The sequence below is a fragment of the Phytoactinopolyspora mesophila genome (genome assembly GCF_010122465.1).
Taxonomy (GTDB): Bacteria; Actinomycetota; Actinomycetes; order Jiangellales; family Jiangellaceae; genus Phytoactinopolyspora; species Phytoactinopolyspora mesophila.
In genome coordinates, this window is the sequence record NZ_WLZY01000003.1 from 279,449 (window position 1) to 304,131 (window position 24,683).

Here is a 24,683-nt window from a genome sequence, read left to right on the forward strand (position 1 = left end):
CCACCGGCAACGTCTGCCCGCATGGCGACGTCCTGCACATGAAAAGCGCCCCGGCGCAGGGCACGGGGCGGAGGCCGTGACACACACGGCGCTTCGTCTTACGTACCTGCGCGGGCCGCCCGCATGGATGCGGGACCTTCGTCATGCCTTGCGGCGTGAAACCGGCGGTCTTCGGCAGGCACCATGCTACGGCCTCGCTGCCCGCATCACCAAACTGGCACTCTCCCCGGTGATCGTGAGCGGATTTTAGCTGCTGGTGACGGCACAAATCAGGGCAAAGAGCATCGGAGAGCAGCTAAAATCCGCTCACGATCACCGGGAGTTGACGGCGGGGCCGGGGTTCCCAATCCACTGCGAAGGCGCCTTCTACCAGAGCCGGCCCTCGTCGTCGAGATCGAACGACTGCACCATCTCGCGAAGCTCTTCGAGGCGCTCCTCCGGCCAGTCGTAATCCGGCGGTACAACCTTCAGCCAAGCGTCGACCAACTCACCACCGTAGTTGTGCGCGTGTCCCTCCGGCATGAGTGCCGAAACCGCCATGTCGGCGGTCAGCTGCCAGAACGTCACGAACGGATACCAGTTGAGGTGCGGGAGGACGTCAGGTCCCTCCGGCTCGCGCATCCAGTCCGGCTGTGACCAGATCAGTTCAGGTGACCAGAAGGACACCGGATCGGAGGCGTGCTGAAGGAACAGCACCCGCGGCGGCTCCCAGTCGGAGACATTAAGGGGTTCCAGCCAACCGCCCCAGAACCGGACGGTCTCCCCGCCTCGATAGACCGGCAACCGTTCATGACTCCCCGGATCCCGGTTCTCGGTCACATATTCCCGCAGCGGATGCCACTCGGGCGACCCGACCCACAACGCGCCGTCGACCTTGGCCACTAGATCATCGAGATCATCGAACGCGGCCACGCTGCCTACCGCGCCAAAGCTCTCGCCATAAACCACCAACCTGGGGCGGTCGGCCTCGGGCAGCCGTGACCAACGTTCGTACACGGCGTCGAACAACTCTTGGCCGGCGATATCGACTTGTTCGTGATCAGCCAGGAAGGAGAGCCAGCTGGGCAGATAAGAGTATTGGATCGAGACGATCGCCGTATCCCCGTTGTACAGGTACTCCAATGCATCAGCCGCGGCCTCGTCGACCCAACCGGTACCGGTGGCGGTCACCACGACGAGAACCTCACGCTCGAAGCCGCCGGCCCGCTCCAGCTCCCGGATCGCCAGTGAGGCCAGCCCGGCCAGTGTCTCGGCAGAATCCAGGCCGATATAGGTCCTGACCGGGTCCAGAGCCGGTCGATTGCTGAACGCTTCGAGGTCCTCGGCTGTTGGACCGTCCGAGATGAACTCACGGCCTTTGCGGCCCAGTGAGTCCCATGTCACGAGTGACCCTGGCCCGCCCGCATGTGTGGTGATGGCCGGCGGGCGCTCGCCTGCCTCGGTCTCCTGGTTGATGGCCGCGAACGCATTGTTGGCCACGCCGAGCATCCATGGATAGAACAATCCTGTCCACGACCAGATCGCGATCCCGGCCACGACCAGTGCGGAGGTGACAACCGCTACCGGTATCGGCACCCACCGTGCCAGATGGCTACCGAGCCAGCGTGAAGCACCGCGGAGCAGCCTTCCCAGAGCGAGGAAGGCCGTGAAGATGATGAACGAGACGATCAAGATCAGGACATAGTGGATCAAGCGCGGGCTGTCCACGTTCATCAGCTCACGCAAGTCGCTCTGCCATCGGGCCGAGCCGAACAGGTACCACGTAGCGGAGCAGGTACCCACGACCCCGAAGATCGTCCACGCGGTTACCACGGTCCGTCGGGACAACCTGTGACCGCGCCGGACCCTTCGGTAAATGAACCGGACAAGCACGCCGATCAAGCTGCCGATCGCGTAACCGGCAGCCGCGGTCACACCTGTGACCAATGCCTGGTAGAACCAGATGCGAGGCAGCAACGAGGGCGTCAGCGACCAGCAGAAGAAGAAGGTCCCGACCACCGAACCCGCGAAATCGAGCCGTAGCCAGTCAATGACCCGGCCGAGGACCGGCACCTGCCGGACAGCAGAGGCCGTCCTCTGCACGGCGGGCAGCCCACGACGAATCGGGGCCGCCCTTTCGGCCAACGCGGCCATCATGGACATGACAGCCATCCCAGCACAGCAATCTCCGCGGCCTGCTCATCCCTGAGGGTGAAAAATACCCTCCTACACACCGGCTGAGTCGACGGCGCGCACCTTGCCCGGATCCAGGGGGATGCCCGGACCCATGGTGGACGTCATGGTCGCCTTCTTGATGTAACGGCCCTTGGAGGACGACGGCTTGAGCCGATTGATCTCGTCGAGAGCCGCCGAGTAGTTCTCCACCAGGGCTTCTTGAGTGAAGGACACCTTGCCGATCACAAAATGGAGATTCGCGTGGCGATCGACGCGGAACTCGATCTTGCCGCCCTTGATGTCCGACACAGCCTTCGCCACGTCCATGGTGACGGTTCCGGTCTTGGGGTTCGGCATGAGACCACGGGGGCCGAGGACCCGGCCCAGACGGCCGACCTTGCCCATCAGGTCCGGTGTAGCCACGACGGCGTCGAAGTCGAGCCGGCCGCCCTGGACCTCTTCGATCAGTTCGTCGCTGCCGACGATGTCGGCGCCGGCGTCGGTCGCCTCCTGCGCCTTGGCTCCCACGGCGAAGACCAGGACCTTGGCGGTCTTACCGGTGCCGTGCGGGAGGTTGACTGTGCCGCGGACCATCTCGTCGGCCTTACGAGGGTCGACGCCGAGCCGCAGAGCGACCTCGACGGTGGCGTCGTACTTCGTGGGCGAGGTCTCCTTGACCAGCCGGACGGCTTCGGCGGCGGGGTAGAGCCGGTTGTGGTCGATCTTCTCAACCGCTGCCCGATATGCCTTGCTGCGCTTCATCTGTCTCTCCTTGGAGTGATTCGAGAGGGTGTGGTGCGGGCAAGCGCTGCCCTTCCACGGGCCGGATCACGGCTCACCAGAGCCGGGCCGGCGGACTACTGTTTACTTGACGTCGACGCCCATCTGGCGCGCCGTTCCAGCGATGATCTTCTCCGCCGCGTCGAGATCGTTGGCGTTCAGGTCCTCGAGCTTCTGCTCCGCGATGGCACGGACCTGATCGCGGCTGATGCTCGCCACCTTGACGCGGTGCGGCTCACTAGAGCCTTTCTCGACTCCGGCAGCCTTGAGAATCAAGGTGGCAGCCGGCGGTGTCTTGGTGACGAACGTGAACGAGCGGTCCTCGTACACGGTGATCTCCACCGGAATGACGTTGCCACGCTGGCTCTCGGTGGCGGCGTTGTAGGCCTTGCAAAACTCCATGATGTTCACGCCGTGCTGGCCGAGTGCTGGGCCAACCGGGGGCGCGGGTGTCGCCTGACCGGCCTGGATCTGGAGCTTGATCAGGCCAGCGACCTTCTTCTTCGCGGGCATCTTCTTCGCAGTCCTCGTCGTCTCGTGTAGTGGGTCGGGATGTGTTCGTGATCGATGTGCCGCAATCGCGGACGCCGTCACAGCTTCTGGATCTGGCTGAACGAGAGTTCGACCGGCGTCTCCCGGCCGAAGATCTCCACCAGGCCCTTTACCTTCTGCGAGTCGGCGTTGATCTCGTTGATAGTCGCGTGCAACGTCGCGAACGGCCCGTCGACCACCATCACCGAGTCGCCAACCTCGAAGTCGAGCACAGCGACCGGCTTCTTCTCGTCAGGCTGCTTCGCCGGCTCTTCGATCTTGGGGGCAAGCCAGCGCTCAACCTCGTCCAGCGTCAATGGCAGCGGCTGGTTGCCATGGCCGACGAAGCCGGTGACGGCCGGCGTGTGCCGCACGGCGGCCCAGGACTCGTCGGTCATCTCCATGCGGACCAGCACGTAACCAGGGAAACGGTTACGCTTCACCATCCGGCGCTGGCCACCCTTGATCTCTGCCACCTCTTCGGTGGGCACGACGACCTCGAAGATGTGTTCTTCCATGTTGAGGCTGCTGATCCGGTTCTCCAGGTTGAGCCGGACGCGGTTCTCCATCCCGGAGTACGTCTGGATCACGAACCATTCGCCGGGCTTGGCCCGCAAAGCGCGCCGGAACTCTTCAAGCGGACTCGCCTCGGCATCCGCCGCGCCAGGCACTTCGGCGTCGGTAGGCCCTTCCGCCTCCGCGGCGTCCTCAGCCTCGCCGGTCTCTTCAGCACCGTGGATCTCGTCAGTGGCGTCGTCGGCCACAGCGGATTCGGTCTCGTCGTTCATCGCCCGCTCTGGCTCCACTGCGGAAGCCTCATCGAGGGGGGTCTGCTGTTCGGACACGGTGCGGACTTCTTCCTCCTGGTAGCTACTGGACATTGGCGCGGCTCAGCCGAAAATCTCGAACATCGCCCAGCCGAAGCCCAGGTCGAGCATAGAGACGATAGCGATCATGATCGCGACGAACACCAGAACCACCGCGGTGTACGTCATGAGCTGTGGCCTGGTCGGGTAGACGACCTTGCGGAGCTCGGCCACTACCTGCCGAACCCAGAGCGACAACCTCGAGATCGGCCCACGTCGCCTTGGCGGGCGCGGGCGATCGGGTGTCGCGGTCTGGCCGCTCGTCTCCGTCACGTGCTACCTCACTTGATACTTGTTCGCCGCCCGGACGGACGGCGTGGCCGTTGCGGCCACCACTAGCCCGGCGCCGAGTGGCGGCCCGGGCCGAGGTGACCAGCAGGGCAGGAGGGACTCGAACCCCCAACCGCCGGTTTTGGAGACCGGTGCTCTGCCAGTTGAGCTACTGCCCTTCAGTGGACGGGCTTCACCTACTTACCGTAGCGCTGTGGGCACAGTCGAGTAGGGTCAAACGACCACCGAAGACAAGAGTGTACGGGGTGAATGCCACGATGGTCGAACTCGCGCGGCAATTGGCCCGTTACATGCGGGCGGACCAGCCGTTCGCCCGATAGCACAACCGCGGACTAAGGTGCTGTGGTGAGAGCGGTACCACACTAGCTGGACAACATCTATCTTGGTTGGGAGCACACGAGACATGAGCGGGACAACGCCCGGTGGCGGCCCCAAACGCGAGCCTGAGCAGGATCCGTTCAGCCAGCCGGACGAGCATGCTGCGCAGGCCCCTCCGCCGTGGCGCGAGAATCAGCCTCCGTCCTGGCCGGGCGAGGATTCCGGTGCACCGCTGAATCAGCCCGTGCAGCCTACGCCCAAACCCATCATCACCGCGGCCAAGCTGATGTACGTCGGCGCGCTGCTGTCGCTGATTGGCGGAGTCTTCGCCATTCTCGGCCGCGATGCCGTCCGTGAAGAAGCCATCCGGCAGGACCCGGACGCCACCGCAAGCGACATCGACGCGTTCGTGAACACGTTCACCGGATTCATGGTGGTGGTGGCGCTGTTCGCAGTCGCGCTGTGGCTGTGGATGGCCTCGGCCAACAAGAAGGGCCGCTCCTGGGCCCGGATCGTGGCCACCATCTTGGGTGGCCTGAACATCTTGTTCGGCCTCTGGGGACTCACTGGCGGCGCCTTCGACATCGGCACGCTGATCAATCTCATCTCACCCGTGCTCGCAGCCGTCATCCTGTACCTGCTGTACCGCCCGGAGTCCAGCGAGTACTACCGGCAGATGTCCGCCAAGCGGTTTTAAGCCTTCGCGCAGGCCCAGAACGTGATGACAGGATAAGGACATGACCCTGGCTACTCCGGCGGACGCAGCCGCCGGCACCGCACGCAACCGCATTTCACGTCGAATCGCCTCCATCACCGAATCGGCCACGCTCGCCGTCGATGCCAAGGCCAAGGCGCTCAAGGCCGAGGGCCGCCCGGTCATCGGTTTCGGCGCCGGTGAGCCGGACTTCCCAACGCCGGATTACATCGTCGAGGCGGCTGTCGCAGCGTGTACCGACCCGAAGAATCACCGGTACACACCGGCGGGCGGTCTGCCGGAGCTGCGCCAAGGCATCGCGGCCAAGACCGCCCGAGACTCCGGTTACGAGGTCGAGGCCGCGCAGGTACTCGTCACCAACGGCGGCAAACAGGCCGTGTACGAAGCCTTCGCCACGATCATCGACCCAGGCGACGAGGTTCTCCTGCCCGCTCCGTACTGGACCACCTATCCGGAATCCATCCGGCTGGCCGGCGGATCGCCGATCGAGGTGGTGGCCGACGAATCCACGGGCTACCGCGTCAGCGTGGAGCAGTTGGAAGCGGCCCGCACCGATCGCACCAAAGCGCTGCTGTTCTGCTCCCCTTCGAATCCGACCGGTGCGGTCTACTCCCGCGACGAGATCCAGGCGATCGGTCGCTGGGCCCATCAAAATGGCATCTGGGTGATCAGCGACGAGATCTACGAACACCTCGTCTACGGCGCCGCCACGTTCTCTTCAATGCCCGTCGAGGTTCCCGAACTCGCCGACACGTGCATCGTCGTCAACGGGGTCGCGAAGACATACGCCATGACCGGCTGGCGGGTGGGTTGGCTGATCGGCCCGAAGGACGTCGTCAAGGCCGCCACCAATCTGCAGTCGCATGCGACGTCCAACGTCGCCAACGTCTCGCAGCGCGCGGCGCTGGCAGCGGTGAGCGGCGACCTCAGCGCCGTCGCCACGATGCGCGAAGCTTTCGATCGCCGGCGGCAGACCATCGTCTCGATGCTCAACGCCATCGACGGTGTTGTCTGCCCGGAGCCTGAGGGCGCGTTTTATGCCTACCCGTCCGTCAAAGGTGTGCTGGGACGCGAGATCGCCGGCCGCACACCGACATCCAGCGTGGAGCTGGCCGAGTTGATCCTCGAGGAGGCCGAGGTCGCCGTCGTGCCGGGAGAAGCCTTCGGTCCGAGCGGATATCTCCGGCTCTCGTATGCCCTGGGCGACGACGACCTCATCGAGGGAGTCTCACGAATCCAGCGGCTGCTGAGCTGACGCCGTTACAAGAGCCTGTTCCTGCGCCTCGATGGTCAGGAACAGGCTCTTCGCCGTTCAGGGGCGGATCTTGAGACGCGTATACAGCGACCCGGCCTACCTACCCGCCGTCCACATAGCGCGGATCAGCGCCGCGGGCGCGCCACCGGCCGAAGCCTCCCTCGGTGTTGAGCACCTGCCCGGTGATCCACCGTGCTTCATCCGTGGCCAGCCAGGCGATGAGCCGGGCCGGGTCGTCCGGAAACCCATAGCGGCCGCCGGGGAACATCGGCGCTACGTAATCCCACATCGCTTGATCAAGATATCCGGTCTGCACCGGTCCAGGATTGATCGTGTTCACGCAGATCCCGCGGTCGGCTAGATAGTCGGCGATGGTCAGAGTGATCTCCGCCAAGGCCCCTTTGGCCAGCGCATAGGCGATCTCGCCCGGCATGGGACCCATCGACTGGCCGGAAGTCATGAAAAACACACGTCCGCCGGGCCGGCCGTCATGCTGAGCGGCGAATGCCTTGGCCAACATGACCGCTGATCGAGCGTCAACGGCCCAGTGCCCGTCCAGCATGTCCACGTCTACCTCATCCAGCGCGGCGTCGCCTCCGTTGCGAGCGTGATTACACACCAAGATGTCGACGTGACCGAACTCCGCGACGGCGGCACCGATCACTGCCTGTGGCGCGTCGGGATCGGCCATGTCGGCGCTCACCTCCGCAACCTGGGCCCGGTCCCACCCCAGCGCGGCACGCACCCCCGTGACGACGGCGGTTATGTCGTCACCACCCCACGGCTGTTGATCGTCATGCGGGCGGAAATGATGGATCATGACGCTAGCCCCGTACGCGGCGAGGCGACGGGCGATCGCGTAGCCGATACCGTCACGGCGGCTCGCCCCAGTCACCACCGCCACGCGCCCAGCCAGCGGAAACGTCTCCCGCCGCAGCTCGCCTACGTCGGGGTGATGAACCGGGATCACGGCGTCCGCACGTTGCTCGTGCCCGGTCTGGGCCGGGTTCGCATCTCCCACGGGACATCATTCTGGCTCCCGCCCGCAGGCCGGTCGACCGATTTTCGAGCCGGGAGCCCGGACCAATTCGGCCCTTGCCTCGCACTCGGGGCTCTTTCAGGGGCAGAGTATGACTGTGGCTCTTCGTGATCTCCGTCTGCTTCCCAAAGCACACCTTCATCTGCATTTCACTGGGTCGATGCGGCATTCGACGCTTGTCGAGCTGGCAGACCGGCACGGCGTACGGCTTCCCGACGCACTCCGTGAGGACTGGCCGCCGCAGCTGTCCGCCGCTGATGAGAAGGGCTGGTTCCGGTTTCAGCGGCTCTACGACCTCGCCCGGTCGGTGCTACGCACCGAGGACGATGTCCGCCGGCTGGTGAACGAAGCCGCCGAGGACGACGCCGCCGAAGGATCGCGGTGGCTGGAAATCCAGGTCGATCCATCCGGGTACGGCGCGTTGTTCGGCGGCATCACCGCCTTCACCGATCTCGTACTCGACGCGGCTCGCGCCGCCGCGGAGCGCACGGGCATCGGCATCGCCGTCGTCATCGCCGCGAACCGCACCAGGCACCCACTCGACGCCCGTACGCTGGCACGGCTGGCCAGCCAGTATGCCGACCGTGGCGTGGTCGGGTTCGGGCTCTCCAACGACGAGCGCCGGGGCGTGACCGAGGACTTCGCGCGCGCGTTTCAGATCGCGAGCCGAGGCGGCCTGCTGGCGGCGCCCCACGGCGGCGAGCTCCGGGGCCCGGACCACATCCGCACCTGCCTCGACTCGCTGCATGCCCAGCGGCTCGGTCATGGTGTCCGGGTGGTCGAAGATCCAGACCTGCTAAGACGCGTCGTCGAGCAAGACGTCACCCTCGAAGTCTGTCCGGCATCGAACGTCTCGCTCGGCGTTTACCAAAGCTTGTCCGATGTGCCGTTGCGCGCCCTTGTCGACGCGGGAGCCCGGATCGCACTGGGCGCAGACGATCCGCTGCTGTTCGGCTCACGCCTTCTCGATCAGTATGAGAGCGCCCGCACGGTCCACGGCTTCTCCGATGCCGAGGTCGCCGCATTGGCCCGTTCCTCGATCGATGGCTCGGCCGCGCCATCGGACGTGCGCAAGCAACTCCATGAAGACATCGACACCTGGATGAGGAGCACGCCGACGGCCGGCTGATCTCCTGGGAGGCTTCTTCCCCGCCAGCCGAGACTCGACGTCACCGGGAGTGAGCTGCGGCCAGCGCCAGCAGCGACTTCTTCGGTTCAGCCAACACGTCCAGGATTCCCGGTGCGCCGGAACGGAGATACCACTCGAACCCGTAGGCGTCATCGAAGGCCGCGTGGGTGAGGTCGCCGGGACTGATCTGGCTTGCATGGGCGCCGATCGCCGCCCGCTTCGCCGCCAGCTCGGTCGCGGTGGCGGCGAGTTTGAGTCCGATGTCAGCGGCGGCCACGCCGTACGGCAACGACGTCGCACGGGCAGCCGCATGGATCAGATGCGGGCGTGCCTCGTGGAGGTGATCCCGGTCGACGGTTGTCTCATACGAGGTGATTCCGGTGATCCTGGCCGCCAGCGCGCCGATTCGGTTGACCGCCAGATGATCGGGATGTCCGTAGATACCGGCGGTGTCGTCGTGCACGATCGCTTCGGCTCCCTCTTCTTCGATCAGGGCGGTCAACCGTCGGGCGAACTGTTCGGCATCCGCGGACACGAGCGCGTCGGGGTGGACGTTGTCGTTCGATCCCGGCAGCCCGGAATCGCGCCGGCCGAGTAATACCAGGCGCGAGACGCCGAGGAGCTGCGCCGCGGACTCCAGCTCCCGGGTGCGGCGCTGGACAAGCGTCTCGCCCCGGTGGAGAGGCACACGGGTTTCGCCGAGGTCACCGAGAGTAGCTGTCACCAGCACAATCCGGGCACCAGCGTCGGCGAGACGTCGAATGGTCACCCCGGTGAAGATGGCTTCGTCGTCGGGGTGTGCATGGAGAACAAGCACCGTACGTCCCTGGAGTGAGGGCGCGGCGGCGATACGGGAGCCCTCGTCGACGAGGGACGGAAAGGAGCGGATCATTTCTGCCTGCTGTCAGAGTCAGGCCCACTGCGGGGGCCGAGGAATGGGTGTCGGGACCGTCTGGGCTAGGTCAGCGACAACAACAGCAGGCAACGCCAGAGCACGCCGAAGTGGCGGGTACGAAGCTCTGCACGTCAATCACGAGGAGAAATTGTGCCACAGCCGCGCGGCATTCTCCACGGATTCACCAAATCAGCGGCGACAACCCCGAGGTGAGGTGCCTCCTAGAGCGTGCAACCCACCAGCACCGGTTCGTTGACCAGCTCGACACCGAACTTCTCGTGGACACCCGCGCGGATCTCGCGTGCCAGGGCCAAGAGATCGATCGCCTTCGCGGTGCCGCGATTGGTCAAAGCCAGGGTGTGTTTCGTCGACAGTGAGGCCGCGGCGTCGGCGTTGGGATAACCCCTGGGGTAGCCGGCGCGCTCGATCAGCCACGCGGCACTCGTCTTGACCCTGCCGTCCGGCTGAGGCCAGCGGGGCGCGGCGTCCGGCAGCTGAGCCGCGCTCTCGACATCCAGCACCGGGTTGGTGAAGAACGACCCCGCACTCCAGGTGTCGTTGTCCTCCGCCTCGAGCACCATGCCTTTGCCCCGCCGCAGCTTCAGCACCGCCGCCCGGACGTCTGGGAGCGGGGCACGCCCCCCGAGTTCTACCCCCAGAGCGGCGGCCAGCTCCCGGTACCCGATGGGCGTGCCGAGGCTGCCCTGACGAAGCTGATAGCTGACCGTCAAGATCACATAGCGGTCCGAGCCTTTGAAGCGACTGTTCCGGTACTGAAAAAGACAATCGGCATTGGCGAACGTCCGGATCCGTTGCTGGGCGCGGTCGTAGGTACGCACCGACCAAACAGTCTGAGCCACTTCCTGACCGTAGGCGCCCACATTCTGCATCGGGGTGGCACCAACAGCACCGGGGATGCCCGACAACGCCTCAATACCGGTCCAGCCCTCGGTAACGGCACGCTCGACCAAGGCGTCCCATGATTCGCCCGCCGCGGCGGTCACGACAATCCCACCACACGCGGCGATGTCGTCCGCCTCACACGATGCGGAGGCATCAACGTCGACGCCTTGGGTCGAGATTCTCAGTACCGTACCGTCGAAGCCTTCGTCGGTGGCCAGAACGTTGGACCCGCCCCCGAGCACGAGCAGCGGCTCGTTTCGCGTATCGCAGTCACGTACTACTTCGAGGACTTCAGCTTCGGTTTCGGCCTCGACGAGCCGCTTGGCCGGTCCTCCAACCCGCAACGTGGTCAGTTCGGCCAGCATGACGCCGGTCTTCTCACGCATCGGCGCTCCTCGTCACCTTCATGGCCGCTCACTCGGCCCGCGGTCAGCCAAGCGGTGCGGCGACGCCTTCGGTGTCGTTCTTCGGGGGGCGAGTGACCGCCCGGGCTTGAGTGAGAACCTTCTGGTCCTCCACACGCACCGCCAGCTCGACCCCGACGAGACCGTCATCGCCGACATCGGTGACCGTCGCGGACACGTGCACGGCCACGCCGTCGTCGTCGTCCGGCACGACGACTGGGCGGGAGAATCGGACGCCGTACTCAACCACGGCGGCCGGATCACCTAGCCAGTCGGTCAGCAGGCGGCTGGCCAGACCCATCGTCAGCATGCCGTGCGCGAGCACCCCGGGCAGCCCGACCGACTCAGCCACGCGGTCGTTCCAGTGAATCGGGTTGAAATCGCCCGACGCGCCGGCATACCGCACCAGGTTCTCCCTGGTGATCCGGTATTCCTGCGCCGCAACCACTTGCCCGACGGCGAGCGTGTCAGGCATTCGCATTCTCCTCCGGCCGGATCAGCAGGGTGGCTTGCGCGATGCACACCTGGTCTCCGTCGGCGCCGCGCACATCGTTGACGATGGTGAGCAGATCGCTCCCAGCCACCTGCCGGATGGCATCCAGCGTGGTGGTGGTCTCCAACCGGTCCCCGACAACGAGCGGCCGGGTGTAGGTGAAGCGCTGGTCGACGTGGACCACCCTGGCGAACTCGATGCCGAGGTCGGCCATGAGCAGGTCGAAACCACGCATCACCGGGATCATGGCGAATGTCGGTGGCGCGACCACGTCGCGGTGTCCGTACTTGCGCGCAACTTCGGCATCGACGTAGACCGCATTCGCGTCGCCGATCGCTTCAGCGAACTCCCGCACCTTTTCCCGGCTGACCTCATAGGGCTGCGGAGGGTAGATCCGCCCAACGGCGGATGGATCAATGGCCATGATTCGACGTTACCGGCGTGCAAAACCTGCCGCCGACCGGGGCTCGGTTGGTCGGCGGCTGGCTGCGCTGCATGGTCAGCGGGTCTCGCGATGCGACGTGTGCGTACGGCAGCGAACGCAGAACTTCTTCAGCTCGAGCCGGTCGGGGTCGTTCCGACGGTTCTTCTTGGTGATGTAGTTGCGCTCTTTGCACTCCGTGCAAGCCATGGTGATCTTGGGACGGATGTCAGCGCTCTTGGCGGCCACGGGTGCCTCTCTCCATACAAAGACTACGAACCTGGCAAGGGTAGCCGACCTCGGCCGAGTATCCCAATCGAGCACGGGACGGGCAGGAAGCCGACTGCGGTAGCGGGGGCGGGACTTGAACCCGCGACACCACGATTATGAGCCGTGTGCTCTAACCACCTGAGCTACCCCGCCAAGGGTGTCCCGTGCCGGGCAGCGGGACAATCCAGAGCCCCAATACGGAATCGAACCGTAGACCTTCTCCTTACCATGGAGACGCTCTGCCGACTGAGCTATTGGGGCGCGTGCGCCAGACGAGAGTACACAATCACAGGGCGTTGACGCGAATCGTGACGGGCTCCGTTCCGGCGGCCGGCCGGGAGCGTCCCCACCACCCGGCCATCACAGCTGCCAGGATCAGCCACAGCATCACCGCGCCTACCAGCCAGCTCCAGCCCGCTACTCCGAACACAACGCTTCCCGCGGTGCCGCCCAGGCTGCTGCCGAGGTAGTAACACGTCGTATAGAGCCCGGATGCCTGGCCTCGAGCTTCGCGGCTGGCCGCTGCCGCGGTCCAGCCGTTGGCGACCGCATGTGCGGCGAAGAAGCCGATGGTGAGCACCCCGAAGCCGGCCACCACCAACGGCAGCGCATCCGGAACGGTGAGGGCGGTTCCGGCAGCGGTGACGAACAGGGCCCCGATCAGCACCCGGCGCCGGCCGGCCCGCCTGGTGAGCACACCGGTCACCGCCGAAGAAACGGCGCCCAGCGCATAGGTGAGGAACACCAGCGAGGCCAGACCTGGAGACAGGTCGAACGGCGCGCCGGTCAGCCGGAACCCGACGACGTTGTACAGAGCGACGAACGCTCCCATCGCCAGAAAAGCCACGGCGTACTGCACACCCAACTCCGGATGCCGCATGGCCGCACGCATACCTGCCCAGACGCTGGGCCGGCGCCCGTGGGGCTCAACGGCGGCGTCGGCCGCGGGCGCCGCCGGCAAAGCGATGATGGTGACGACGACACAAATAAGGGAGAAGCCCGCGACGACGGCTAGCGCGCCACGCCATCCAAGTGAGTCCACGCTCAGGCCCGACAACAGCCGGCCGAGCATGCCGCCGAGCGTGTTACCGGCGATCATCGCGCCAACCGCGGCTGCCACTCCCGCCCTGCCGAGCCGATCCGCCAGGAGCGCGGCGCCGATGCCGGCCAACCCGGCGATCGCGGCACCTTGGAGTGCACGCATAGCCAGTAGCACTGAGTACGAGGGCGCGAGCGGAAGCAGCAGGCCGATGGCTACCGATACACAAATCGACACCACGATGAGGCGCCTCCGGCCGACGAAGCCCGCTAACAGCGCCATCGGCAGCACCGCCAGTGCCAGCGCACCAGTCGCCACGCCGACCGCCAGTGACGCTCCCCCGGGCTGGAGGCCGTAGTCGGCCGCTAACTGCGCGAGCACCGGCTGCGGCGCGTAGAGCAGTGCGAACGACGCCGTTCCCGCCGCGGCTACCCCGATGGTCAGGCGCGTCGTCTCGGTTCGCGGCTGGGCGTCTGAGTTAGCTGGCACGTTCTCGACGCTAAGCCGGTCAAACTGATTCGTCCAATACACTAATCTGGCAAAATCTATCCAATGACGTATGAGAATGAGCTTCGCAACGCTGACCAGCTACTCGCGGGTCAGGCGGCGCCGACACTCGCTCTACTCGCCGCGCTTGGTGAGACACAGAGTGTCACCCGCACGGCGGAGCACATCGACATACCGCAGCCGACGGTGAGCCGGCGGCTGGCGTCTATCGCCGAGGCGTTGGGCGCGCCGCTCACGCAGCCAGCCGGCAGAGGCATCCGGCTGACTCGAGTCGGACGAATCCTGACCGAGGCGGCCGCCCAGGCATTGGCCACACTCGAGGCAGGGGCACGGCAAGCCCGCGAAGAGGTCGAGCCTTCCAGCGGACACGTCGTCATAGGGTTCCTGCATCTGCTGGGCCGCTCGCTCGTGCCGGGCTTGCTACGCGGCTTTCGGCGTGAGCATCCTTCGGTGCGTTTCAGCCTCGTACAAGGCTCGAGGCAGCAGATACTCGAACGTCTCGACGGCGGTGAACTCGACCTGGCGCTGGTTGCGCCACTGCCCGCCGAAGACTCCGCACTGACCAGCTTTCCGGTGACCGTACAAGAACTATTGCTCTCCGTCCCCGATGACCATCGTTTCGCCGCACGGCGCCGGATCCGGTTCACCGAACTCGCCGACGAAGAGTTCGTGATGCTAGAACACGGCTACGGCCTCCGGCAGATCACCGATGCGCTGTGCTCAGCTGCGGGCTTCACTCCCAAGATCGCTTTCGAGGGGCAGGAATCCGACACCGTCCGCGGCCTGGTAGCGGCCGGGCTAGGAGTCTCCCTCCTGCCTCGGTTTGATCCCGGGAAACCAGCTGGGGTGGCCGAAGTCCCCCTCGCCCCCAAAGTCACCCGGACTGTGGGTCTGGCCTGGCCCAGAAGTCAGTGGTCCACCCCCGCCGTCCGCGCGTTCCGCGAGTATGTGCGCAACTCGACGACGCTTGACCGGCCGCCGGGAGGATGATCTTCCGCTGGATAGGATGACCGGGGACGACGCCCGTCACCGCCCTGAGCACAAGGCCCGTGACAACTCTTCGTCGCGAAGGGTTGCTCGATGTCACGAAACAGACCAAACTCACTCCAGCATGTCTGAGTCCCCAGCGTCGTATCGCGAGGTCTTCGCGATCTCCGAGTTCCGCCGCCTCTGGGCGGCGCACACGCTGTCCGTCATCGGCGACCAACTGGCCCGGATCGCTATCACCCTCCTGGTCTACCAGCGGACTCAGTCGGCCGGGTTGACGGCGCTGACCTACGCCCTGACCTTCCTGCCCGACTTCATCGGCGGCGCGGCCCTGGCGGGGCTGGCCGATCGGTTTCCGCGGCGCACGGTGATGGTCGCCAGCGACCTCGGGCGCGCCGGCCTGGTGGTGCTCATGGCGCTGCCGGGCATGCCGCTGGCCGTTCAGGCGGGTCTGCTGTTCTGCGTGCAACTGATCGCCGCGCCCTTCTCCACCGCACGACAAGCGGCCCTGGCCGACATGCTTCCAGGCGATCGCCTAACCGTAGGCCTCGGCGTGATATCGATCACCTATCAAGCTGGCCTGGTCCTCGGGTTCGGTGCCGGTGCGGCCCTCGTGGCGCAAGTCGGAGTCTCCACCGCATTGGTGATCAATGCCTGCACCTTCGTCCTGTCTGCGCTCATCATTCGCTACGGCATCCACCATTACCGGCCAGCGCGACCCGCAGCCGGCGAACCCGCCCCGGGGCAATGGGAGACGATCCGCGCGGGATGGGCCATCGTGGCTCGAAGCGCGCAACTACGCACGCTGCTCGCCATCGCGTGCTGCTCAGGCTTCTATGCCGTGCCGGAAGGCCTTGCCGTGCCGTATGCCGACCAAATCGGCAGTGGCACCGTCGCCGTCGGCTGGCTGCTGGCGGCGAATCCGGTGGGAACGGTCATCGGCATGACCCTGCTGCGGGTGATCCGGCCCGACCGGCGGCTTGCGATTCTCGGGCCCATGGCCGTGCTCAGCAGCCTGATATTGCTTCCTACCGCCTGGGCGCCGGGCCTCGCGATTACGCTGGTGCTGTGGACCCTCAGCGGAGTGTTCTCAGCCCATGACATCGTCACCCAGGCGACATACGTGCGGCTCGTTCCCACACACCGCCGCGGCCAGGCCATCGGCGTCGCGATCGCCGCACTCCGTGCCGCTCAGGGCCTCGGTATCGTCCTGGCGGGCCTTTTAGCCCAGTTCTTGACGCCGGCAGCCATCATCGCTGGGGCAGCCGCCCTGGGAACCGTTGTCACGGCCGTAGCAGCGACAAGATGGCTGCGAGCAGTCTCGTCCAACCCCAGTTTCCCCGCCCATGACGAGACCGACAACGCTTAGCTGGCCACAAAGGCACCCGACTCAACCGTCACAGGACCGCTGGCTGTAGCCACTCCGTCCAAGGCCGTCCGATGACTCTCTTAGTACGTCACGAATCAACGGCTCCACTTGTTGTCACGCATCCAAATCACCACCTCTCACCCCACGGACCACCAACACCACCATCAACGGCTCCACTTGTTGTCACGCATCCAAATCACCACCTCTCACCCCACGGGCCACCAACACCACCATCAACGGCTCCACTTGTTGTCACGCATCCGAATCACCACCTCTCGTTGCCGAAACCTCGCCCGGGACGCACCTCATGAGAGATTGGTACCACTACTGGACCTATTGTCCTTGTTTGTCGAAGAATGCCTTCACTGTCCTCCGGGCATATGAGAGACTTGCGCGCAGCGTGTGGGGGCACGGGTGAGGTCGACCGGCGGAGGCAGGGGGCCACATGTGATAGGCCGCGCACGACGATGGTGCCAGGAGTGGGCGCTCTGGCAACTGCCGCGACCTGCCCTGATTCTTGTACTGGTCGTAAATGCCAGCGCAGTCATCGTCACGGCGGCAACGGCGTTTCTGGTCGATATCGACCGGGGCGATCTAGCTCGCTTCGCGCTCTTAGCTGGTTGCGCATGGGCAGCGATCGAACTCACGCGCCATATCGAACGGATCCGTTCCTACCAGCCGGCCGCTACGGTCGCTTACGTCGACAGCACAACTGTCTGGTCCTTCGCGGCGATAATCATCCTTCCGCCTGCTCTTGCCTCAGGAATGGTTGCCGTCACTTACATCCTGTCCTGGGCGCGGGTCAAGACGCGCAGGGCAATCCCGTATCGCTGGACATACTCCGCAGCTACCGTGCTGCTAGGAACACATGTAGCCGGGCTTGTGCTCGCAGCTGGCATGAGCAACTACCCAGGCGTGCCCGATCCAACGTCGATGACAGGCTTCAAGGATCTGGGCGTTGTCGTGTTGGCCGCCACCGTGCGGTGGGTATTTAACACAGGCCTAGTCATGACAGCGATCGCACTCGCGAATCCGACTGCACGGAGCAAGGACCTGTTCAACAACTTCAGCGAACAATTTCTCGAAGCCGGCGCGTTGGGACTTGGGCTTGCGGTCGCGGTGATCGTCACAGCCAACCCCTTCGCGCTCCCAGGCATCTTGATCGCCATCATCGCGCTCCACCGAAGTCTTCTCGTCAGTCAATACCGGCAAGCGTCCCGCGTCGATGCCAAGACTGGACTCGCGACGGCGGGACGATGGCACGAGTTTGCCGAGGGCATGCTGAAGGTCGCTCAACAGCGGAATGCGCCCTTGGGCTTGCTCATCATCGACCTAGACCGCTTCAAAGCGGTCAACGACACTTACGGTCACCCGTTCGGCGATAAGGTTCTCCGAACTGTCGCGGATGAACTCCGGGCTGAAGTCCGCGAGCTTGACGCGTGCGGCCGATGGGGCGGCGAAGAGTTCACAATCCTGCTTCCGGACATCGGGACCCGCGAGGCCCTCTACCGGGTCGCGGAACGCATTCGCCTGCGCATCCAGTCCGTTGCAGTTGACGCACCCGACAACGACGGCACCGGGACCCCCGTGTACCTCAGCGTTTCGATCGGGGGCACGCTCTATTCCGCGAAAGACCACGGCACACTCGATGATCTCCTGCTCGCCGCAGATACCGCGCTGTACAAAGCGAAGAACAGCGGTCGAAACACCGTCCGCCTGAGTGCGAACCAATTGGCCGCGCCGACCGAGCCCACGGAAACCGACCCGCCGGCGACGAATCTGCCGCATGCCGACTCGGCCTAGCAAGTTGGTCGGGTCAGCACGCTGGGGAAGCCGGAATCAGCTCCGTCATGTCATCACCCGATCGGCAATGGGGAGGCGACCTTTCGCCGAGATGCGCCAAGTGCGCAGCGACCTGGTTGGCCTCAGGCGGCGAACCCGGCGCAGGCCAGACCGTCAGAAGATCGAGAGGCCAAGGCCCTCCGCCAGATGATGGAGCGCGACACCTCCGCGGTGTAGTCGTTCGCAGCGCTCATAGTCTTACCCCCTGCCTTGGCGTCAGCGATGGTCGTGATCACGTTCATCATCTGCTGGATCAGGGTCAAGCACGACAACGGCTTCCCCTACCGATGGGTCTATTCGTGCGCAACCGTCTTGCTTGGCACCCACGCGGCGATACTCCTGCTGTCCGTCGCGGCGAGCAGCTACCCTGGCGTGCCCTCCGCACAGGCCCCGACCAACTTGATCGACCTGAGCATCATCGTGCTGGCAGGGACCATACGATGGTCCTTCAACGCCGGACTGATCATGGCGGCGATAGCCTTGGCGGATCCGATGTTGCGGACGAAGGATCTCTTCGAGAACTTCAGCGACCAAACTCTGGAAGCGGGTGCGCTGGGGCTCGGGCTCGTCTCGGCGATCCTGCTCATCGTCAACCCCATCGCGCTACCCGGTGTCGTCATCGCCATCGCGGCGCTCGCACGCAGCGCATTGGTCAACCAGTACCAACATGCGACACATATAGACACAAAGACAGGCCTGGCAACCGCCGAGCACTGGCATGACTGCGCCGAGAGCATGCTGAAGCGAGCCCGCCTTCGGGGCGACAACTTCGGCATCCTGCTCGTTGACTTAGACAACTTCAAGGCCATGAACCGCATCCATGGGTCGGCGCACGGAGATCGAGTATTGCGCGCAGTCGCGGATGATCTCTTGCGCGGAGTTCGCGAAACGGATACTTGTGGCCGCTGGGGTGGCGACAAATTCTCCGTGATGGTCGCCGAGGTCACGGCCATGCACGACGTCCGCCGGGTAGCGGATCGCATACGCCGGTGCATTCAGTCAGTGGTCGTGGAACCCCTCCAAGGCAGCGCCATCACAGCACCGCTTGACATCAGCGCGCCTGTCGGAGGTGTCCTTCATGTGCCGGGCAACGAATCGACGCTCGACGAACTCATCCTCGCCGCCGAGTCCGCCCTTTACGAAGCGAAAAACGACGGACGAAACACCGTTCGCTTGACCTCCGCACGCACCGACCTGCCCACCGACTCCGCGTGAACCAACCCCACGATGAGACCCCGGCAGCCTGACTCGGCCCAATCCGTTCATCACGAGATGGCCGGTTTCGCCCAGGCGCCGAGGACGCCCGGGAACTCTGGGCTATCGACGATTGATGCACGCGGCCTGCCAGCCACGGACTACAGCATCGAGAACGCTACCCTCCGCCGGGCGCCGGGCGAGACGCCGCCCGAGTTCAGAGATGCCGAGCGCCACGATGCGGATGCCACCGGAATTGTCAGCCAGCACGCCCGCGGCGACGTTGCCCACGGCATCCGCCACGCCACCGGTGAACACTGCAGCGGCCAGCGTGAGGCTGCTGCCCGCCGTCGCGGGCGCGAAGATCACTCCGATGTAGGTGTACGGGATGAATACGGCCGGACTCCCCTACTGCTCCGGAGAATCGCTTCCTTCGATTGCCAACGCTGGGCGCCACGGTCCGGACGCCTGATCGAACCCATTCTGGGTCGCTGACCACAGCCTATAAGGAATCTTTCGCACATTTTCGTCTTTGACTCTCAAGTTGACCCCTGATATGCGATGCTTTTTTTTGGTGTGGGTTTATAGGGCTGGTCGCAAATGCGAAGAAAGGGCGATTTGGTAAATTATGCGTCGTAGTGGAAATACAAGATCGATTAACGGGCTCCGCGCCATTATTGCCGGCGGACCCCATGGGTCGCAGCGGCCTGCGGTCACCCTCGCCAGAGCACCAGACATCGTGGGGTTGTGACGGTGCGACTCGGCGTCGTCAGTCAGGTGTACGACCCAGAGACCGGATCCGCCGCGGTCCCCGGTGCGATCAGTCGCGCGCTGGCCGGGCACGGACACGACGTTCACGTGCTCACTGGCTTCCCCAACTATCCCACAGGGAGGATCTACCCGGGCTACCGCATACGCCCCTACCAATACGAGTTCCGCGCGGGAATCCACGTCCACCGAATCCCCCTCGTGCCCAGTCACGACAGTTCGGCGGTGCGACGCGCGATGACCTACCTGTCATTCGGCGCATCGGCGGCACTGAGGTGGCGAATCCTGCGATCAGTCGACGCCTGGCTGGTCTACTCGACACCCGCGACCGTCGCCATGCCGGCTCTCGTCGCCAAAACCCTCTTCGGACGCCCGTACGTGTTGCTGATCCAGGACCTGTGGCCCGACACAGTGGTGAACAGCGGCTTCATGCACGATGGCCGGCTTCTCAATGCCGCTGTGCGAGGTTTGCACGCATTCTGCAACATCGCCTACCGGCGGGCGTCGTCGGTGATGGTCACCGCTCCAAGCATGGCGGACGTGATCAGTGAGCGAGGCGTGCCCACTGACAAGTTGTCGCTCGTTCCGAACTGGATCGACGAATCGGTGTTCCGCCCGGTGCCACGGAACCCGGACTTGGCGAGAAAGCTGGGGCTCGACGGTTTTGTCGTGATGTACGCCGGCAGCCTGGGCGGTCTGCAAGGGCTGGACACCGCAATCGAAGCGGTCCAGTTGCTGACGGACGTCGCCGATCTGCGGTTGGTATTCGTTGGGACCGGGGTCGCAGAGGACCGGTTGAGAGCCGCGGCCGACGGTATGCCGAACGTACATTTCCTGGGTCAGCAGCCGGTCGAGCAGATGGCCGACCTGATGGCCCTGAGCGATGTCCAGCTCGTCAGTCTGCAAGATCTGCCGATGTTCCGGGCAACCCTGCCCAGCAAGGTGCAAGCAACCCTGGCGGCCGCTCGGCCGATCGTCGGCGCGGTGGCGGGCGACGCCGCGCGAATCATCACCGAGTCCGGCGCGGGCGTCGTCGTGCCTCCAGGGAATCCGCACGAGCTTGCCGCCGCCTTGCGGCGGCTGTACTCACTCAGCCAGGGCGACCGGGAGTCGATGGGATACGCCGGGCGCCAATTCTATGAGGACACGTTGTCCGCGCGCGTCGGCAGTGCAGCTCTCGCTGCGGCACTCGAGCGCGCGGCGATGAACGGCGAGGGGGCTTGAGGCCGGCAAGGAGGGGAATGTATGACCGATCAGGTATCCGGTACCAGCATTTTGATCACAGGGGGGACGGGCTCGTTCGGCAGCGCCATGACCCGTCGCATGCTGAACAGGGGCTGCGCAGAGGTCCGCGTGCTGAGCCGGGACGAGGCCAAACAAGACGGCATGCGCCGCCGGTTCAACGAAGACCGACTGCGCTTCTATCTCGGCGACGTCCGCGATCCTGCCGCCGTCGCCAGTGCCTGCCGTGACGTTGACTACGTGTTCCACGCCGCAGCGCTGAAACAAGTGCCCTCGTGCGAGTTCTTTCCGGTAGAGGCGGTGCGCACGAACGTGCTCGGAAGTGCCAACGTGGTGGAGGCGGCACGAGCGAACGGGGTGCGCACGGTCGTGTGCCTCAGCACCGACAAGGCCGTCTACCCAGCGAACGCGATGGGCATGTCCAAGGCCTTGATGGAGCGGGTCGCGATGGCTTATTCACGTGGCCGGAACACAGGAGACACGGTGGTTTGCACCGTGAGGTACGGGAACGTGCTCTGCTCGCGAGGCTCCGTGGTTCCCCTGTTCATCGAACAGGTGCGGAACGGAGCTCCGCTTACTGTCACCGACCCCCGGATGACGCGATTCCTCATGTCGATGGACGATGCGATCAGCCTGGTGGAACGCGCGTTCACCTTCGCCCAGACAGGCGACCTCTTCGTCCGAAAGGCACCGGCCAGCACGGTGGACATCCTCGCCCGGACCGTCGCTCGGCTCTTTGGCGTGGAACCAGTGGTGAACACGATCGGTGCAAGGTTCGGAGAGAAGTTCCACGAGACCCTGGTCGCGCGAGAGGAACTCGCCCGAGCCGAAGACCACGGCGAGATGTTCCGGATTCCGCTGGACGCTCCAGACCTGGATTACCACCTGTACTTCGATGAGGGCGACGAAGGTGCCGAGCCGGTCGAACCGTATACCTCAGATAACGCCGAACAATTGGACGCGGACGCCGTCGCCAAGATCTTCCAGCAGACGCCTGAGATCCGAGCCCTCCTGGAGGAAGATGGGATCGGCGGATGACAATAGCCGTCACCGGAGCCACCGGGTTTCTGGGCTGGCACGTGCTGTGCCGGGCGTTCGCGAGCGGCGTCACGACCGCTCCGGTCGATCGCTCCACGCTGACCAGTCCGGAACGCCTGGCCGACGTCCTCCGGAACGTGCACGCAGTCGTGCATTGCGCCGGGGTGAATCGCGGTTCCGACAGCGACATCCTCGACGGGAATCTCGCCGCCGCTCGTGCCCTCGCCGAGGCGGTCAGGCGCGCCAAGCAACCGATCAGGATCGTGTACGCCAACTCGGCCCACTCGCTGGGCGCAACCGCCTACGGCGTCGCTAAGCGGAAGGCGGGTGAGATGCTTGCCGGTGCGGCGCCCGGCGCGTACTCCGACGTCGTCCTGCCGAACGTATTCGGTGAGCACGGCCGCCCGTACTACAACTCGTTCGTGGCCACATTCTGTCGGGACGTCGCTGACGGCCGGCGACCGGCGGACGTAAGCGACCGGGACGTAGCGCTGCTGCACGCCCAGGATGCCGCCAGTGTGCTCGCGGCTGAAGCGCAACGCACAGGCGACCGGACCGTCGCGCCGGACGGTGAGCCGGTGCGGGTCGCCGAAGTGTTGGGCATCCTCAGGGAGTTCGAGTCCACATATCGCGGCAGCGAGCTGCCCGATCTCACCGGACGGTTCCGGACCAGCCTCTTCCACACCTACCGCTCACACCTGTTTCCCGAACGGTTTCCGATTGGACTGACCCGACGGACTGACTCGCGGGGGACTTTGCTGGAGTGCATGCAGTCGGGCGTCACCGGTGGCCAGGCGATGGTGTCCACCACCGTTCCGGGAGCGGTCCGGGGCGAGCACGTCCATCTTCGCAAGTTCGAACGGTTTGTCGTGCTGGACGGAGAGGCGGAAATCGCAACGCGGCGTCTCTTCACCGACCGGATCGTCAGATTTCACGTCAGCGGGGACCGGCCGGTAATCGTGGATATGCCGACCATGTGGACCCACAACCTGACCAACATCGGTAAGCGGCCGATGACGGCCTTCTTCTGGACGAACGAGGTCTTCCGTCCAGACGATCCCGACACCTTCGCCTGCCCGGTCGAGGTCCGAACGGATCCGCCATGACGAAGGTGCTGACCTTTGTGGGGACCCGGCCCGAGCTGATCCGGCTGTCCCGGGTGATCAGCCGGTTGGACCGCCTGCTCGACCACGTGCTCGTGCATACCGGACAGAACCATCATCCCTCCCTGCGCGACGTATTCTTCGACGATCTCGGACTGCCCGCGCCCGACCATGAACTAGCGATCGACACATCATCGCTCGGACGGGCGCTCGGCGCGGTGCTCGCCGGCGCGGAGCGGGTGATCACCGACGAAAAACCCGATGCTGTTCTGGTGCTGGGGGACACGAACAGCTGCATATCCGCACTGATGGCGCGTCGGATGGGGGTGCCTGTTTACCACATGGAGGCGGGCAACCGCTGTTTCGACCTCAATGTGCCGGAGGAGACCAACCGTCGGGTGGTCGACCACGTCTCCGACTTCCACCTTGTCTACACCGAGCATGCTCGCCGCAACCTGCTCGCCGAAGGCATCCATCCGCGGCGCATCCTCCTGACCGGTTCGCCGATGCGTGAAGTCGTGGACCACTACCACGAGAAGATCATGGGCTCGCACGTGCTCGAACGGATCGGCCTGAGCGCACGAGGTTACTTCATGGTCAGCGCACACCGGGAGGAGAACGTCGACGATCCGGACCGGCTCGCGTGCCTGCTCCGCTGCCTGCAAGCTGTGAAGAAGCGCTGGAGACTGCCGGTCCTGGTTTCGACCCATCCCCGCACGCACAAGCGCCTGCACGAGATGGCGGTGGATGTCGACATCGACGGGCTGAGCTTCCATGAACCGTTCGGCTTCTTCGACTACGTGCGCCTCCAGGTGGGTGCTCGCTGCGTACTCTCCGACAGCGGCACGGTCAGCGAGGAGTCGGCCATTCTCGGTTTTCCGGCGGTGACACTGCGCGAGTCGATCGAGCGACCGGAATCGCTCGACGCCGGTTCGATCATCGTGACCGGACTGGAACCCGACGGCGTCCTCGAAGCCGTCCAGACCGCAGTCGACATGGCGGCGGCCGACGGCGTCCCGTGCCACCAGGAGTACCGGATCCCAGACACGTCGCGACGGGTCGCCGCGTTCCTTCTCTCGACAGTCCGCCGGCACCACGAATGGGCGGGCATCCGGACGGGCCAGGGGTGA

The 24,683-nt window shown here is 65.0% G+C and carries 24 protein-coding genes and 3 tRNA genes; 11 read left to right on the forward strand and 16 right to left on the reverse strand.

The annotated features are described in order from the left end of the window. Positions 1 to 366: 366 nt before the first annotated feature. From F7O44_RS11105 to F7O44_RS11130, 6 genes are all read right to left on the reverse strand, one after another. Positions 367 to 2,151 carry an alpha/beta hydrolase gene (locus F7O44_RS11105; RefSeq protein ID WP_162450306.1) on the reverse strand — a complete coding sequence of 595 codons (1,785 nt, stop codon included), beginning with the start codon at positions 2,149 to 2,151 and terminating at the stop codon, positions 367 to 369. A 54-nt stretch (positions 2,152 to 2,205) separates the two neighbouring features. Beyond that, the gene (gene rplA, locus F7O44_RS11110) at positions 2,206 to 2,916 is read right to left on the reverse strand and encodes a 50S ribosomal protein L1 (protein ID WP_162450307.1); all 711 of its coding nucleotides are present in this window, start codon (positions 2,914 to 2,916) and stop codon (positions 2,206 to 2,208) included. Positions 2,917 to 3,018: 102 nt separating this feature from the next. Next, positions 3,019 to 3,447 (reverse strand): 50S ribosomal protein L11, encoded by a 429-nt coding sequence (gene rplK, locus F7O44_RS11115; RefSeq protein WP_162450308.1) that lies wholly within the window; start codon positions 3,445 to 3,447, stop codon positions 3,019 to 3,021. A gap of 77 nt (positions 3,448 to 3,524) precedes the next feature. Continuing rightward, entirely contained in the window at positions 3,525 to 4,346 is an 822-nt protein-coding gene (gene nusG / locus F7O44_RS11120; RefSeq protein WP_162450309.1) for a transcription termination/antitermination protein NusG, read from the reverse strand. A gap of 9 nt (positions 4,347 to 4,355) precedes the next feature. Beyond that, positions 4,356 to 4,604: a preprotein translocase subunit SecE gene (gene secE, locus F7O44_RS31060; RefSeq protein WP_162450310.1), complete on the reverse strand. Its 249-nt coding sequence runs from the start codon at positions 4,602 to 4,604 to the stop codon at positions 4,356 to 4,358. A gap of 103 nt (positions 4,605 to 4,707) precedes the next feature. Further along, a tRNA-Trp gene (locus tag F7O44_RS11130) sits at positions 4,708 to 4,780 on the reverse strand. Positions 4,781 to 5,025: 245 nt separating this feature from the next. Here F7O44_RS11130 and F7O44_RS11135 point away from each other — a divergent pair. Further along, positions 5,026 to 5,637 carry a DMT family transporter gene (locus tag F7O44_RS11135; RefSeq protein ID WP_162450311.1) on the forward strand — a complete coding sequence of 204 codons (612 nt, stop codon included), beginning with the start codon at positions 5,026 to 5,028 and terminating at the stop codon, positions 5,635 to 5,637. A gap of 40 nt (positions 5,638 to 5,677) precedes the next feature. Beyond that, entirely contained in the window at positions 5,678 to 6,910 is a 1,233-nt protein-coding gene (locus F7O44_RS11140; RefSeq protein ID WP_162450312.1) for a pyridoxal phosphate-dependent aminotransferase, read from the forward strand. A gap of 100 nt (positions 6,911 to 7,010) precedes the next feature. Here the strand turns inward: F7O44_RS11140 and F7O44_RS11145 are convergent, their stop codons facing one another. After that, on the reverse strand, positions 7,011 to 7,877 hold the full coding sequence (locus F7O44_RS11145) for an SDR family oxidoreductase (protein ID WP_174255910.1): 867 nt from the start codon (positions 7,875 to 7,877) through the stop codon (positions 7,011 to 7,013). A gap of 163 nt (positions 7,878 to 8,040) precedes the next feature. On the opposite strand from F7O44_RS11145, the gene F7O44_RS11150 reads away from it, so the two are divergent. Beyond that, positions 8,041 to 9,078, forward strand: coding sequence for an adenosine deaminase (locus F7O44_RS11150; protein WP_162450313.1), 1,038 nt, complete (start codon positions 8,041 to 8,043; stop codon positions 9,076 to 9,078). Between the two features lie 40 nt (positions 9,079 to 9,118). Here F7O44_RS11150 and F7O44_RS11155 read toward each other — a convergent pair whose 3' ends face one another. From F7O44_RS11155 to F7O44_RS11190, 8 genes are all read right to left on the reverse strand, one after another. Beyond that, the gene (locus tag F7O44_RS11155; protein WP_162450314.1) at positions 9,119 to 9,970 is read right to left on the reverse strand and encodes a PIG-L family deacetylase; all 852 of its coding nucleotides are present in this window, start codon (positions 9,968 to 9,970) and stop codon (positions 9,119 to 9,121) included. Between the two features lie 224 nt (positions 9,971 to 10,194). Further along, positions 10,195 to 11,262: a UDP-N-acetylmuramate dehydrogenase gene (locus tag F7O44_RS11160; protein ID WP_162450315.1), complete on the reverse strand. Its 1,068-nt coding sequence runs from the start codon at positions 11,260 to 11,262 to the stop codon at positions 10,195 to 10,197. A 43-nt stretch (positions 11,263 to 11,305) separates the two neighbouring features. Continuing rightward, positions 11,306 to 11,755 carry a MaoC/PaaZ C-terminal domain-containing protein gene (locus F7O44_RS31065; RefSeq protein ID WP_222851268.1) on the reverse strand — a complete coding sequence of 150 codons (450 nt, stop codon included), beginning with the start codon at positions 11,753 to 11,755 and terminating at the stop codon, positions 11,306 to 11,308. Continuing rightward, positions 11,748 to 12,197: a MaoC family dehydratase N-terminal domain-containing protein gene (locus tag F7O44_RS11170; protein WP_162450317.1), complete on the reverse strand. Its 450-nt coding sequence runs from the start codon at positions 12,195 to 12,197 to the stop codon at positions 11,748 to 11,750. Before F7O44_RS11170 ends, F7O44_RS31065 begins: the two co-directional genes overlap by 8 nt. Positions 12,198 to 12,272: 75 nt before the next feature. Next, the gene (gene rpmG, locus F7O44_RS11175; RefSeq protein WP_162450318.1) at positions 12,273 to 12,443 is read right to left on the reverse strand and encodes a 50S ribosomal protein L33; all 171 of its coding nucleotides are present in this window, start codon (positions 12,441 to 12,443) and stop codon (positions 12,273 to 12,275) included. A gap of 100 nt (positions 12,444 to 12,543) precedes the next feature. Beyond that, positions 12,544 to 12,617 (reverse strand) — tRNA-Met (locus F7O44_RS11180). A 35-nt stretch (positions 12,618 to 12,652) separates the two neighbouring features. After that, a tRNA-Thr gene (locus F7O44_RS11185) sits at positions 12,653 to 12,725 on the reverse strand. Between the two features lie 25 nt (positions 12,726 to 12,750). Then, a complete protein-coding gene (locus F7O44_RS11190) occupies positions 12,751 to 13,947 on the reverse strand; it encodes an MFS transporter (RefSeq protein ID WP_162450527.1) in 1,197 nt (398 codons plus the stop codon). Positions 13,948 to 14,055: 108 nt separating this feature from the next. Between F7O44_RS11190 and F7O44_RS11195 the strand changes: the two genes are divergently transcribed. The 4 genes from F7O44_RS11195 (at position 14,056) to F7O44_RS11210 (ending at position 19,423) form a co-directional block, all read left to right on the forward strand. Next, complete coding sequence (locus tag F7O44_RS11195; RefSeq protein WP_162450319.1) at positions 14,056 to 15,000, forward strand: LysR family transcriptional regulator; 945 nt, start codon at positions 14,056 to 14,058, stop codon at positions 14,998 to 15,000. 121 nt (positions 15,001 to 15,121) lie between these two features. Then, a complete protein-coding gene (locus F7O44_RS11200; protein WP_162450320.1) occupies positions 15,122 to 16,366 on the forward strand; it encodes an MFS transporter in 1,245 nt (414 codons plus the stop codon). A gap of 447 nt (positions 16,367 to 16,813) precedes the next feature. After that, on the forward strand, positions 16,814 to 18,169 hold the full coding sequence (locus F7O44_RS11205) for a diguanylate cyclase (protein ID WP_174255902.1): 1,356 nt from the start codon (positions 16,814 to 16,816) through the stop codon (positions 18,167 to 18,169). A 261-nt stretch (positions 18,170 to 18,430) separates the two neighbouring features. Beyond that, positions 18,431 to 19,423 carry a GGDEF domain-containing protein gene (locus F7O44_RS11210; RefSeq protein ID WP_162450321.1) on the forward strand — a complete coding sequence of 331 codons (993 nt, stop codon included), beginning with the start codon at positions 18,431 to 18,433 and terminating at the stop codon, positions 19,421 to 19,423. A 102-nt stretch (positions 19,424 to 19,525) separates the two neighbouring features. Here F7O44_RS11210 and F7O44_RS11215 read toward each other — a convergent pair whose 3' ends face one another. Continuing rightward, the gene (locus F7O44_RS11215; protein WP_162450322.1) at positions 19,526 to 19,771 is read right to left on the reverse strand and encodes a hypothetical protein; all 246 of its coding nucleotides are present in this window, start codon (positions 19,769 to 19,771) and stop codon (positions 19,526 to 19,528) included. A gap of 378 nt (positions 19,772 to 20,149) precedes the next feature. Here F7O44_RS11215 and F7O44_RS31755 point away from each other — a divergent pair, with 378 nt between their 5' ends. Genes F7O44_RS31755 through wecB form a run of 4 tightly spaced genes read left to right on the forward strand, consistent with a single transcriptional unit; the run spans position 20,150 to position 24,683 of the window. Continuing rightward, positions 20,150 to 21,394: a glycosyltransferase gene (locus F7O44_RS31755; RefSeq protein ID WP_162450323.1), complete on the forward strand. Its 1,245-nt coding sequence runs from the start codon at positions 20,150 to 20,152 to the stop codon at positions 21,392 to 21,394. A gap of 21 nt (positions 21,395 to 21,415) precedes the next feature. Then, positions 21,416 to 22,450, forward strand: a complete 1,035-nt coding sequence (locus F7O44_RS11225) for a polysaccharide biosynthesis protein (RefSeq protein WP_162450324.1) — start codon at positions 21,416 to 21,418, stop codon at positions 22,448 to 22,450. Next, positions 22,447 to 23,556: a polysaccharide biosynthesis C-terminal domain-containing protein gene (locus F7O44_RS11230; protein ID WP_162450325.1), complete on the forward strand. Its 1,110-nt coding sequence runs from the start codon at positions 22,447 to 22,449 to the stop codon at positions 23,554 to 23,556. Before F7O44_RS11225 ends, F7O44_RS11230 begins: the two co-directional genes overlap by 4 nt. After that, positions 23,553 to 24,683 carry a non-hydrolyzing UDP-N-acetylglucosamine 2-epimerase gene (gene wecB / locus F7O44_RS11235; RefSeq protein ID WP_162450326.1) on the forward strand — a complete coding sequence of 377 codons (1,131 nt, stop codon included), beginning with the start codon at positions 23,553 to 23,555 and terminating at the stop codon, positions 24,681 to 24,683. Before F7O44_RS11230 ends, wecB begins: the two co-directional genes overlap by 4 nt.